The sequence below is a fragment of the Lactobacillus sp. wkB10 genome (genome assembly GCF_000760615.1).
Classification (GTDB): domain Bacteria; phylum Bacillota; class Bacilli; order Lactobacillales; family Lactobacillaceae; genus Lactobacillus; species Lactobacillus huangpiensis.
In genome coordinates, this window is record NZ_JRJB01000004.1 from 152,383 (window position 1) to 165,257 (window position 12,875).

Below are 12,875 nucleotides of genomic sequence, written 5' to 3' on the forward strand. Positions count from 1 at the left end.
TTTTTTATCTAAGTTCTCAGTATTTTTTATTAATTTTGTTGCTTTGCCTGTGAAAACAAACGCACGCTGTTGACGGCGTGCGTTTTACTAATTAGATTTTTTAAAATACAGCTTTTTTTCGCCAAAATGCAACAATGACGTATAAAACGAAATAACTTATAATCATGAGCACTATTGGCAGCCAAACTTCATAATATGCTGTTGGCAAAACCTGATCAAAAAATCTCAAGCCAAACAAAACATCAAAGACCCCAAATATTGCGGGAATAAAGAATAAAAGCCCTGTTTTGCTCTGCCATGTTCTTTGAGCCAGTCTTTCATTCGTAAATTTCTGATCTCGTTTAGCAGCTTTGACTACTATTATCAAGATCGCAATCAGGCTTGCACCAAATACAAATGCCAGTGAGTAGCCCAAGATCTTCATTTCTTTACTCATCCCCAATATCAGCTGATAAGTAGCCGCCTTCGAGCTGCTATAGAGACGACTATAGGTAAGACTACTTTGAGCCTGTTTATGTTCAATTTTTAATAAAAATGGCCAGTCTTTATCAAAACTGTTTAGCTGCACCAAAGTCAGATATTTAGTATTGCCTTTAACCTTATTTAATTCTGCAGTTGAACAAAGTGCAATTGTTTTATTTTTAAAACCGTTGGGAACGAGTTCGCGAAAACTGGTACCCGCTAGAGAATTTTTATTCAATTGGTCTAACTTGATTGATTTGACTTGAAAATTGCGTCTGCCGGTATTTCTGACGTACTTAATTGGATTATCTGCCAGCTCATCACGAACAAAATAAAAGTGCCCTTTTGTTTCTTTATAATGGTAAGTTTGCTGCTTTTTAATTTTTAGTTGTGCCACATCGTTTTTAATATTGGCGGTGTTGCTGGCAATTACACCATCATAATAAGTTCCCCTTTTAATATCTTGGGGAAAAGCATTAACGTCATGACCTAAAGCAAGAGCGCCCATAGTCAAGGCGAAAAGTAAGGAAATGATAGTAAAAACGCCAGCATAATGATGAAGTCCCAGCAGCGTTTTTCCTTTAGTTAACTTAATTTTGTTAAACCAAGTTGCAGGCAGCAAGCTTAATAACGAGTAACAAATTAAATAAGTACCCGCCACGATTGTGACAAATGCCGGTAATAAAGGATTAAACAGACTTTGGATGGGCAAGTTCAATATGAAATAGCCGGATACTACTAGTACCAACCCTAAAATCATTTCAATTATTCTTAGTCCTGAATGTTTTTGAAGAACTGCAGGTTCAACTTCTTTTGCAGCTACACTTTTTAAAATTGTTCTGGTTAAATTATAAGTTACTATTATACCACCAACAATTATTAGAACCGCCAGTAACATAGCCACTTGCATGCCTGAATTTATCCGCAGGAAACTGTTAATGACGTTAAAATTCGGCACATTTGGTTTTATTAAACCGCTAAATAACTTAATAATTAAGGAAGCTAAATCCAACCCTAAAATAATGCCGGCGATTATCATCAAACCGCCAATAATAAATGTCGCACAAAGTTCTATCAGTCCAACACGCATATTTTTTAATTTTTGCATCAAGATCACCAAACTTTCTGTTCAGCTCCTTCAAGCAGACCACCTTTTAACTTAATTATAATTAGCGCTGTCATTTTTTAAATGACCTGAACAGTTTCTTGAACATATTTTAATATTTGCTTTTTAAACCATTATTCTTTTTTAAATATTGCTTTTTGTTAGTATCAATTTCCTCCAGCTTGATCGCTATTTTTAAAACATTTTTCCTATCATATTTCTTTATAGAAAATTTACTTATCTTTATAATTTTTTTCCGGTCTAAACTTTATAAATAATCCATCTACAAATGCTTCATAAATATGATCATCTACTTTAGACATAATTTTTAAATCTTCGCTTAACTTACAAAACATTTTTCCCATGTTTCTAATTAATCTAAATTGAGCCCAATAAGAATTAATTTATGTAATAAATTTTCAATTTTCTTACTCCTTTCTATTTACTTCTAGTTTATTACAATTTTATATAAGCATATAAAAAATGTCATATTTAACTCTTAATGGTTTAATATGACATTTAAAAATTTTATTTATTAGCAATCATTAGTTCTTCAAGTTCTTTACCATAACTGGGCATACCAGCAATTTTCACACTTGCAGTTATTGTTTGTACTTTATCAAGACACTTGGGATCTTGGTCATAATGATATTTGATTATATTCTCATAAGCTGGAGCAATAGTCTTATAAAAAAATATATCTGGTTTTGTTTTGATTTGTTTTTCACTACTAATATAAAATTCTGTTTCTTCAAATCTTTTGTTACGAATACACAAAATCATCATATTAATAATTATAGACAAAACTAACTTTTGAATATCAATGCTACTCGAGCCAATAAACTGACGTATTACTCTTTTTGAAATCAATAAATTACTATCTAAATCATAAAAACTCATAAGGTTGCAGTACAGTCTTAAACTATCAGAATTAAAATGAGAAACATCAAACGTTCTTTCTTTCAATCTATCTATAACGCCACTATCAATACTGGAAAGATTTTTGTTAATTATTGCAATAAAGATATCAATTATATCTAATTTATCTTCTTTATTTGGAAAATCACTTTCCGCAACAAAATTTCGTATTTGTTGCAGATCATGCACAGAATTTTGATAATACGCTTCATTAACCATTCTATCAATCTCTAGGTTCTCGTCATGTACGGTCTTCGCCTGGTGGTTTAACTTACCAAAAAAATCAGTTAATGAAATTTTGTTAACGTTTAATAGCTCAATTAAATTATCTGCTGAAATGCTGCTTAAATTTTTTTCAACTTTTGCATAAAATGACGGGCTTACCACATCATTAACCCATTGCCTTTGTGTTTTCTTTTGCTGAATGCGATAGTCTTTTAGTAATTCACCAATTGTCATTTAAATTTCCTCAACTATTTGATTAACTATCAAATATTACACTTTTTAATTTTATTATAATCAAAAAATATAAAAGTATCATAAAATTAAAAATAAAGATTATATAATGCTGAGGTAAATTGGGTTATTATCTATCTGACTACGACAGGCTCTTATCGTTAAATTGGTATTGATTAAAATCAACAACTACATCATACTTTTGCAGTTCTTCTGGATCGTAATGATGAATAACTTCAACAAAAGTAAAGTTTGAATCAAAAATATATTGGTGAATTGCCTTTGATGAAGTTTTATCAAGTGAAGCATTAATTTCATCCAGTAATAAAATTGGTCGATTGGCTAAAATAGCCCGTGCCACCTCAATTCTGGACAATTGGCCACCAGATAGTTGATCTGCATTGTCACCTAATTGATAATCAAATCCCTTTTCTTTAATTAATTGTCCTAACTGTAGTCCTTGACATACCTCAAGAACTTTTTCTTTAGCTATATTGGCTCCTAGAGTTAGATTAAACCAAAGCGTATCAGAAAAAATAACTGCACTCTGGCTGGAATAGGCAAACAACTTAGTAAACGATCCTGCCGCTACTTCGTTATGATCAAGTATAATTTTTTTAGATTTACCATACTTACCATACATTAGAAACTGTAACATCGTAGATTTCCCTGATCCTGAGGGTCCGATGACCGCAACTTTTTGGCCAGACTTAATATCAAGATTAATATGTTGTGCTAATACCTTATCCTGACGCATTAAATCTAGGTCTTGCACTTGTAGTTCATTAAATGTAGGATCATTGGTTTGTTCACGCTCCACATTATCTGCTTTTTGTATATATTGCTTTATCTTTCGAACAATTGGCTTTGTAGTAGACAAATTATTTCGTTCTTGCAAAATTTGTAAAATTGGATTTACAAATGAATTAGATAATTGCGTTATTGCAAAAAGAGCACCTAAAGTAGTTTGACCTTTAATTACTAATGCAATACCAATTGCAAACGGCAATAAATAAGTACCCATAATTGCAATTGCATTAAGAAAAGCACTGGTATTAGTATTAAGCACATTCATCTTGGCTAATTTTTCTTCTAATTGGTTAACTTTATACTGATTTTGTTTAACTGCATTATCCTGCTTATCATATAAATTAAAGGTAGCAGTACCAGATAACAAATTTTTAGTTTGATTAACATATTTATCATTAGCATTTGTCCAAGCTTCTGCAGCATTTTGAATAGGCTTTTGGAAAAAGGTGGAAACAATTGTTGGTATAACCGAACCAATAAAAAATATTATTGTAAGCTGCCAATTTAGATACAAAGCGAATGCCATAGCAAATACGACGGTGTATGAATAAATCAGAATTCCTATTTCAGCATCATAGCGATTTGTTTCCAAAAGTTTAAAATCATTAGTTAAAAAACCTAAATTAGAAGCATCTTCTTGCTCATCCGAGAGCATACCCCTCATCACTTTAAGCCTTAACTTAGTATTGACCTGCTTAGCAGCGTCTGCTTTAAGATAATCAAAAATTAAAGTGGCGACTAAAATTAAGATCAATAACAAAATATTTTTACCAAAAAAGACTGGAATAGCTGCAAAATTTTTAGCTGTTGACAAATTAATTAACGAACCAACAATGTATGCTGTAACAATATTCTGCATACTGGAAATTAATCCAAAAATATTTAAACAAAAAAACTTAAAATGCGAATAATATTTATAAACCATGATTTTCTTTTCCTTTCAAAAAACCTTCGTTATTTATATAAATAATATAATTGCCTTTTTATTTTTATTAATAAAACTGTCATATTTGACGCAAATAAGGTGGATATGACAAATCCAAAAGCTAACAGAATTTATTTCCTATCGACTTTCACCTATACCAAAGTAGATTAACATAGTATATTAATTGAAGTAGAGCTAAATCCAAGTAGCTAGCAACTTTAAAAGGTACATAAAAAATAAAGCAGTAATCAAAAAGAGGTAGGACAAAAGTCCATTTCTTTCTGATTACTACTTAAATAACCGAAGCATCTTTTCGATTAAATTGGCTAATTTATCAAAATCTTGTCCTAGCTTGCGCAATGCAGGCGTTAGACTGGTTAGTAGTAAACACTTCAGAAGAAATAAAAGTACAACCCTTCCCATGCTATCACCTTTTTTCGGGGAGGATCGAAAGGCGTACTTCACTATTCTATCATGTGTTCTTATGCTATAATTTCAGTAGAAGAAATAAAGTGCGATCTTTGCATGCGAAAGAGGCGTACTAGACGTCTAGGCAATCCAGTGGACTGCCTTTTTGTATATTTACACTTTGACAAGACAGTCGCTTACTGGACTGCACGAACAATCATATTTATTTATCTTTAAAATAATTTAAAAGGTGTGACTATAACATGAATACTACTTTAGTAATAATAATTATTTTAGCTTTAGAGCTTCTGCCAATTGATACTTGGCTTATTAAGTATAATATGGCGATTGCTAAACCTATATTTTTTAGTTTAGCGTTGATTGCCGTGTTTGTTCTCTCTCTAGTAGGCTTTTCAAAAGCTTTTCATTGGTATGATTATCTAATAACGGTTATTGCATGTATTTATGAGTGGATAATATTCTTCAGAAATGCCAAAAAATTAGCAAAAGCAAATTAATTAGCTGTGCCAAAGATGACAGATCTCAATTTTATCTTGTTTAAATAATTTAGACATAAAAATACCCCCAAATTTGTCCTAAATTTGAGGGTTACTTCAAAATAAAATATGACATTTTTAAGTCTATTTATTTGCAACTAAAACTCTTCTAACTCCTTACCATAATCTGGCATTCCTGCTAATTTGATACTTTCAATTATTATCTCTGTTTCATCCAGATATTTTTTATCATGATTATCTTGATATTTAACTATATTATAAAATGCTGGTATCAGCAGCTTATAAAAGAATACCTCCGGTTTTGTTTTTATTTGATCCGCATAATTAACAAATGACTCAGTTTCTTCAAATCGCTTATTTCTAATGCAAAAAATCAGCATATTGATAATGATAGCCAAAATTTTTTCTTGTATTCTGACACTGCTTGATCCAACAAGCTGTTTTATTATCCTTTTAGATAGCAATAAGTTGCTATTCAAATCATAAAAGCTCATGAAATTACAGTACATAATTAATCCATCTTCATCAAAATTAGAAATATTAAAAACTTTTTCTTTCATTCTGTCTATAACTTCTTTATCTAGCATTGTAAGGTCTTTACTAATTACCGCAATATAGGCATCAATAAGAAGTAATTCATCATTTTTATTAGGCAATTCACCTTCAGCAACTACATCTCGTATTTGTTGCAACTCTTTTTTTGAATTTTGGTAATATGCTTCATTAATAAGTCGATTTATTTCTAATTCTTGTTGATTAATCGACTTATCTTTTTGATTTAATTTATTGAAAAATCAATCACTGGAATCTGATTAGAATGTAGCAATTCAATTAAATCTTCGGCAGAAATCCGACTTAAATTTTTTTCTACTTTCGCATAGAATGAAGGGCTTATCACATCTTTTGCCCATTGTTTCTGTGTTTTTCTTTGACTTATCCGATAATCTTTTAGCAACTCCCCAATTGTCATTTTTATTCCTTCTAACTTTAAACTGTCAAATATGACATTCCTCTCTTTTTCATTATAACCAAAATATACTAAATATATAGTTAAGAAAAGAGGCAAAAACATGAACATTTTTTTAAAGAATAAAAACTACAGAAAATTCACCCTCGCCAGCTGGTTATCCGGTGCAGGCAACATTCTGTTCTACCTGGCTCTCATGACTTATGCCAGCAAATTAAAAAATTATTCTCTAGCATTATCTTTGATTGCGATTACCGAATCGCTTCCAGACCTTATTCAAAGTCTCAGTGGCTACCTGGCGGACCGGACGCACAACAAGTACCGTGTAATTGTCTGGCTTGCAGTCATCCGCTTTGCCCTGTACATGCTGGTAGGCCTACTATTTGTCACCAATATTGCCGGCTGGAGCCTAGTTTTAATGGTTATCGGACTCAACTTTGTGTCTGATCTCTCCGGCATGTATTCTGGTGGATTACAAACACCCTTAATTGTTGGTCTCGTCGGTGAAAATGAAATGGCTGAAGCCCAGGGTTTTACCAGTGGCGTATCACAACTAATTACGTTGGTCGCACAATTCGTCGGTTCCGGGCTCCTGCTCTTCATGTCATACTCAGAACTGGCCATTGTCAATGCGCTGACCTTCTTAGCAGCCGGCTTACTCTATGCCAACATTGGGACGAACGTTCATAAGCAACAGCCTGAACAGACGGAAGAGGTAAATGACCAAAACTTCTTTGCCACAATTGGTTCATCATTGAGGCAAGTAAGGCAAGCCCACGGACTTTTAACGATTGTTTTAGTTGTAGCTATGCTTAATGGCTTGCTCAGTTCTGTCCAGCCATTAATTTCTATCGTTATTGCTGGTAACAAAAGCATGCTTATCGGCAGTTATAGTTTCACCATCGCACTTCTAGGAGCCGCTGCCGCAATTGGTTTAGCTCTTGGCAGTGCAGTCGGCACCAAACTCCTTAAAAACACCTCGCTTTTCCAGCTATCTTTATTATCTACTATTAGTAGTGCCATTATGGCTACTGTCATCCTAAATAAGAATATAGTGTTCTGCCTTATTCTAATGACCACTCTTGGTTTCTTAGCTGGTACGAGCAGTCCTAAGCTAAAGCAATGGTTGGTTGTCTCCGTAGATCGCAAAATATTATCTTCTTCAGCAGGGCTTTTAAACACAATCTTGGCAATCGCTGGTCCATTAATGACGACATTATTTACCACCATAGCTGGTACAATCAACGTTAGTTATGCCCTGTACGGTGTCCTAGGACTTAGTGCAATCGTCTTCACTGTTACTTTAACTGTAATGATAAAAGTCAACAAAACAAAACAAACTGAAATTGCATAAAAATTTATTGATGTTTTTACTAAAAAAATCCAGATCAATCCAACATTAAATAATGGAACCTATACCAATTTTTCGCATACTAGGGATAAAAGCGTCCCCAAATTAAGATTTTGTGAAATTAAATTTATCCACAAGAAAAAGCCCAAAATATTGGGCTTATTTTTTCATGAGATGTTGCGTGAATTCCCACCAATTAAAGAGTTACTATTTTAATTTTGAAAATTTATTTCAAAATCCGGTCTTTTTATAATTATTTATTTGTGAGCACAATTTTTTCATATAACGTAACTGTTAACAAGTAATAGCCCAGATAAAGCACAATAAATATTGTGAATGGAATCCAGATATTATGGTATGGAGATATCAGCAATGTTTTAAATAGTTGTAAGCCACAAAGGACATCTACTATGCCTAAAATAGCAGGCATGGTGAACAAAGTACCAATTTCTTTTCTGATTGAACTGCGTAATAATTGTGGCCTGGCTCCAATTTCATGTAGCATCTGGTAGCGCACCTTGTCACTAGCGGCACCACTTAAAACTTTAAACATTAACGTCGAAGCGAGCATAGTCAGAAATGCTATTCCTAAGAAAAAGCCCATAAATTCAAACGCACTGGTAAAACCAATCATATTGCTATAGTTATATGATTTTGAAGAAAGGTAAATATCTTGATAATTGCGATTTTCCCTTAGTTGCTCTTTTTGAATTTGTTTAATCACTGGGAAATCATGGACAAAGTCTTTGACATTAATATAACTGACGAATTTTTTCTGACCACTAAGTGTATTCCATCTTTGCTGTGAAACTAGCTTAATTTTCTTAGGAATGCCGTTAGGCACCATTTGGCTAAAAATGCTATTGGCAGCTGTTTCCGGTTTATCCAGTTCGGCAGTAACCAGTGTTTTCACTTTATATGTAGGTAAATTGTCTTGATTGTTATGAAAATAGATTTCTATTTCTTTCAGCGGCTGTTTTTCAAATTCCGCGCGGTTAAAGTAAAGATGCATCCCCTTTTCTTTGTAGTGATAAGTCTGCTTATTAGTAATGGTTAATTTCGCTTCTGCTTTTTTAACTGCTGGCGTCTGACTAACAATTGTAGCATCATAATAAAAGCTTTTTTGCGTCTCATCCTTCATGGAGCCAAAATTAAGTCCCACGGTAATTGCACCTAAAGCCAAGGCAAACAGAATTGAAATCATAGTTAATATCTTGGTGTAGCTTTGCAAACGAAATTTCAACTGACCAAGAGTAAATTCATTAATACCACGATATGAAAAAGATTTTTTATTAAGTAAATAATTAATTATAGCTGTAAAGACGCCATTAAAGACGAAGAAAGAGCCAGCAATAATAGTTACTAAGGCGGTGGGAATAAGAAAGTAAATATATCTGGTGGACAGAGTCATTACATAGTAACCGACTGCCAGCAAAAGCACACCGCAAATTGCTTCAATTCCCCGCAAAACTGGATGATGATTAAGAATAATGGGAGTTTGATCTTCGTGTAAAAGATCAATTACCGGAGTATGTGTAAGTTTGTGCACATTGCTCAGTGCACCTAAGAGAAAAATAATAACAAAGAAAAGCAAAGTCCCTATTATTGCGCTGGGTAATATTGCCTTAAAGTGAGTAATTTCTAGCCCTAACTTACCTACCAGCACCTTGGTAACTATTGTTGTCAACCCCAGCCCCAGTAGTATTCCCAGCAGAACTGCTAAAAAGCCGGTTAGCAGAGTTTCAGAAAAAATTAGTAAACCAATCCGCGTGCTTTTGGCTCCAAGCATCATATACATGCCATAGTCATGCTTACGCATGCTTAACAAAAACGAATTGGCATAAACAAGATAAACCGATGTAATGATTACTAACAAAATAATGCCAAAGGTAAAAATATAAGTCAGGTATGCCGTTCTACCGTAGACATCTTTACTAATAAATACAGGGTTAGTAGCAATTGACAAGAACATGTAGAAAATCATGCTGGCAACAATTAAACCAGAAAATAATACCAGATAATCTTTTAGCCTATTTTTAATCCCCGTCACAGACAGTTTCCAAATCATTACTGCTCCTTTTCTTTAATTAAAAACAAGAATCTACTTACTGCTCCCAATTTTACTCACGTTCCAGAACGATTTTTTCATATAGTTTTACGGTTAATAAGTAATAAATCAGGTATAGCACGATAAAAATTGTAAAAGGAATCCATAAGTTCTGGTATGGATGTGGCAAGAGCAATTTAAACAGCCTCAAGCCAAAGAGCACATCGATTACGCCTAATACGCCGGGCAGAAGAAACAGCACGCCAATTTCATTTTTAATGGATTGACGCAAAACTTTTGCCCTTGTGCCAATTTCAAATAACATTTGGTAGCGCACCTTGTCACTAGCAGCACCACTTAACACCTTGAACATCAGGGTTGAAGCCAGCATGGTTAGAAAGGCAATACCTAAAAAGAAGCCCATAAATTCAAAACCGCTGCTGAAATTCTTGATTAACTGGAAACTGCCTGCCTTGCTGGAAGTATAAATATACGAATAAGCAGAATTTTCCTTCAGTTGTTGTTTCTGCAATTTTAATATGGTGGGGAAATCCTGATCAAAGTTTTTCACTTTTACAAAGCTGACAAACTTGTCTTGTCCTTTTTTCTCGGTCCATTTTTTAGGTGAAACCAGGCGAATAATTTTAGCAATACCATCAGGAACCATAGCGCCAAAGGCATTATTAGCGTATGTTGCTGGGACGTCCAATTTCTCAGTAGGCAAATTGACCTTCTTGTATGCCGGTTTGCCATTTTTCATGTAAAACTTGACGTTTTTGACTGGGTTATTGTTAAATTCACTGCGGTTAAAATACAAATATTTACCCTGTTCTTTATAATGATAGGTTTGCTCGCGGGTAATCGTCAGTTTATTTTTAGCCTGCTCAACTTTGGGAGAGTCACTGATAATAGTAGTGTCGTAATAAAAATTGTCTTCAAGTTGCTCACTGAGCGTGCTGAAGTTAAGCCCTACAGTAATAGCTCCAAGTGCCAAGGCAAAAAGCAATGAAACAACTGTCAAAATTCGCGTATAATCATGCAATCGAAATTTCAACTGGCCTAGAGTAAATACCCGGATGCCATGATAAGAAAAGCTTCTGCGGTTAAGCAAAAATCCGATTAAGGCGCTGAAAAAAGCGTTAAATGTGAAATAGGAACCAGCGACTATTGTCACCAGCGCTGCTGGAATAATAAATAAAATAGCACCGCCTGGAAGACCCAAAATAAAGTAGCCTGCAGCTAAAAGTAACAGACCAAGTATTCCTTGAATCCAGTGCAAGACCGGCCGGTGTTTGTAAGCAACCGGCTTTTGGTCATCGCGCAATAGTTCAATTACTGGCGTCTTGGTTAATTTACGGACATTTTTCAAAGCTCCGAATAAGAACATGATAATGAAGAAGATAATCGTCCAAATGATAGCGTTTGGTAAAACAACAGCAAAATGTTTCACCGTCAACCCTAAGCGAGATATCAACAGCTGTGACACTATGGCAGTGAGGCCAAATCCGAGCACAATACCCACTAGTGTAGCTAAAATGCCAGTTATTAGAGTTTCCAAAAAAATTAATAACCCAATTTTGGTACTCTTAGCTCCCAGCATCATGTACATGCCGTAATCATGTTTGCGCATGCTCAACAAAAAAGAATTGGCATAAACCAGGTAAACCATGGTAATGATTATCAGCAAGATAATACCAAAGGCAAAAGTGAACCGAACATAGTTACTTGGTGCTGAAATATCATTTTTGATAAAAGTGGGGTTAATTGTGATCGTAAGGAACATGTAAAAGATCATGCTGGCAACAACCAAGCCGGAAAATAAAACCGCATAATCTTTAAAACGACTTTTAATTCCCGTTAAGGACAACTTCCAAACCATTTTAGTTCTCCTTATTCGTCAGTATCTAAGTGGTCGATTAATAGATGGTAAAATTCTTGTCTGGACTGACCTTTTTTCAACATTTGCTCACCAATCTTGCCGTCTTTAATAAATAAAATACGACTGGCAAAGCTGGCAGCAAACGGATCGTGTGTAACCATCAGAGTGGTAATGCCATCGTTATGATTCAAATCTGCCATAGTATAGAGCAATTCGCGAGCGCTCTTTGAATCTAAGGCACCCGTCGGCTCATCGGCAAGCAAAATTGCAGGTTCATGTACTAATGCCCTGGCAGCTGCCACTCTCTGTTTTTGCCCACCTGATACTTCAGCGGGATACTTCGGCAGGATTTCTTTGATGCCTAGTCTAGTTGCAATTTTATCAACCAGCGGATCAATTTTTCTGGGAGAAATACCCCTTAAACTTAAAGGCAAGGCAATATTTTCCCGATTAGTTAAATTTTCCAGCAAATTAAAGTCCTGAAAAATAAAGCCGATTTGCTTACTTCTGAAGTCAGCTAATTGATTGGCATTTAAAGTGCTGTTATCCTCATGGTTAATAAAAACATTGCCTGTTGTCGGTTTGTCCAAAGTTGACAAAATGTTAAGCAAAGTTGTTTTACCGGAACCAGAGGCGCCCATAATGGCCACAAATTCACCTGAATTAACCGCAAAATTAATGCCTTTGAGAGCCTGGTACTGCTTTTCGCCCCGCTTGCCGTATGTCTTAGTAACTTGATCTACTCGTAAAATTTCAGTCATTTGTAAGATCCTCTTCGCAATACTTCTGTACTATTTATCTAATACACTAATTGTATTTCTAACTTTTGTCAATAAAAAAATAAGCCTTTCCGAGTTAGAAAGACTTATCTGAATACTTTTTCCTTATTTTAACGGTCAATTAAGAATATTAAGTTTTTCTTAAAAACACTTCTATTCTCTTAGCCCACTCTGCGCAGCACCTTGTTGAGAGGCGTCACAATAATTGGTGTCACAATTGCAGTGAATACCGCCTCAACCAGACCATTCA

At 34.4% G+C, this 12,875-nt stretch carries 10 protein-coding genes; 2 read left to right on the forward strand and 8 right to left on the reverse strand.

The annotated features are described in order from the left end of the window. Positions 1–100: 100 nt before the first annotated feature. The 3 genes from LACWKB10_RS04080 to LACWKB10_RS04090 form a co-directional block, all read right to left on the reverse strand. Positions 101–1,570: a hypothetical protein gene (locus LACWKB10_RS04080; protein WP_034979010.1), complete on the reverse strand. Its 1,470-nt coding sequence runs from the start codon at positions 1,568–1,570 to the stop codon at positions 101–103. Between the two features lie 525 nt (positions 1,571–2,095). Then, the gene (locus LACWKB10_RS04085) at positions 2,096–2,944 is read right to left on the reverse strand and encodes a helix-turn-helix domain-containing protein (protein ID WP_052060280.1); all 849 of its coding nucleotides are present in this window, start codon (positions 2,942–2,944) and stop codon (positions 2,096–2,098) included. Between the two features lie 139 nt (positions 2,945–3,083). Then, positions 3,084–4,676 (reverse strand): ABC transporter ATP-binding protein, encoded by a 1,593-nt coding sequence (locus LACWKB10_RS04090; protein WP_034979011.1) that lies wholly within the window; start codon positions 4,674–4,676, stop codon positions 3,084–3,086. Positions 4,677–5,347: 671 nt separating this feature from the next. Here LACWKB10_RS04090 and LACWKB10_RS04095 point away from each other — a divergent pair. After that, positions 5,348–5,602, forward strand: coding sequence for a hypothetical protein (locus LACWKB10_RS04095; protein WP_034979012.1), 255 nt, complete (start codon positions 5,348–5,350; stop codon positions 5,600–5,602). Positions 5,603–5,739: 137 nt separating this feature from the next. On the opposite strand, the gene LACWKB10_RS04100 is transcribed toward LACWKB10_RS04095, so the two are convergent. Both LACWKB10_RS04100 and LACWKB10_RS10110 read right to left on the reverse strand, forming a co-directional pair. After that, complete coding sequence (locus LACWKB10_RS04100; RefSeq protein ID WP_081945339.1) at positions 5,740–6,363, reverse strand: hypothetical protein; 624 nt, start codon at positions 6,361–6,363, stop codon at positions 5,740–5,742. A 17-nt stretch (positions 6,364–6,380) separates the two neighbouring features. Then, on the reverse strand, positions 6,381–6,572 hold the full coding sequence (locus tag LACWKB10_RS10110) for a helix-turn-helix domain-containing protein (RefSeq protein ID WP_152560557.1): 192 nt from the start codon (positions 6,570–6,572) through the stop codon (positions 6,381–6,383). A gap of 100 nt (positions 6,573–6,672) precedes the next feature. Here LACWKB10_RS10110 and LACWKB10_RS04110 point away from each other — a divergent pair, with 100 nt between their 5' ends. Beyond that, positions 6,673–7,923, forward strand: a complete 1,251-nt coding sequence (locus LACWKB10_RS04110) for an MFS transporter (protein WP_034979017.1) — start codon at positions 6,673–6,675, stop codon at positions 7,921–7,923. Between the two features lie 250 nt (positions 7,924–8,173). On the opposite strand, the gene LACWKB10_RS04115 is transcribed toward LACWKB10_RS04110, so the two are convergent. The 3 genes from LACWKB10_RS04115 to LACWKB10_RS04125 are packed head-to-tail and all read right to left on the reverse strand — an operon-like array spanning position 8,174 to position 12,607. Further along, entirely contained in the window at positions 8,174–9,988 is a 1,815-nt protein-coding gene (locus tag LACWKB10_RS04115; protein ID WP_034979019.1) for an FtsX-like permease family protein, read from the reverse strand. 52 nt (positions 9,989–10,040) lie between these two features. After that, the gene (locus LACWKB10_RS04120; RefSeq protein ID WP_034979022.1) at positions 10,041–11,846 is read right to left on the reverse strand and encodes an FtsX-like permease family protein; all 1,806 of its coding nucleotides are present in this window, start codon (positions 11,844–11,846) and stop codon (positions 10,041–10,043) included. A gap of 11 nt (positions 11,847–11,857) precedes the next feature. Next, positions 11,858–12,607 (reverse strand): ABC transporter ATP-binding protein, encoded by a 750-nt coding sequence (locus LACWKB10_RS04125; RefSeq protein WP_034979027.1) that lies wholly within the window; start codon positions 12,605–12,607, stop codon positions 11,858–11,860. Between the last annotated feature and the right edge of the window lie 268 nt (positions 12,608–12,875).

Coding starts and splice junctions, on each gene's coding strand:
- LACWKB10_RS04120 (WP_034979022.1), bottom strand. CDS start 11,846: ATGGTTTGGAAGTTGTCCTTAACGGGAATTAAAAGTCGTTTTAAAGAT.
- LACWKB10_RS04110 (WP_034979017.1), top strand. CDS start 6,673: ATGAACATTTTTTTAAAGAATAAAAACTACAGAAAATTCACCCTCGCC.
- LACWKB10_RS04090 (WP_034979011.1), bottom strand. CDS start 4,676: ATGGTTTATAAATATTATTCGCATTTTAAGTTTTTTTGTTTAAATATT.
- LACWKB10_RS04080 (WP_034979010.1), bottom strand. CDS start 1,570: ATGCAAAAATTAAAAAATATGCGTGTTGGACTGATAGAACTTTGTGCG.
- LACWKB10_RS04095 (WP_034979012.1), top strand. CDS start 5,348: ATGAATACTACTTTAGTAATAATAATTATTTTAGCTTTAGAGCTTCTG.
- LACWKB10_RS04125 (WP_034979027.1), bottom strand. CDS start 12,607: ATGACTGAAATTTTACGAGTAGATCAAGTTACTAAGACATACGGCAAG.
- LACWKB10_RS10110 (WP_152560557.1), bottom strand. CDS start 6,572: ATGACAATTGGGGAGTTGCTAAAAGATTATCGGATAAGTCAAAGAAAA.
- LACWKB10_RS04085 (WP_052060280.1), bottom strand. CDS start 2,944: ATGACAATTGGTGAATTACTAAAAGACTATCGCATTCAGCAAAAGAAA.
- LACWKB10_RS04115 (WP_034979019.1), bottom strand. CDS start 9,988: ATGATTTGGAAACTGTCTGTGACGGGGATTAAAAATAGGCTAAAAGAT.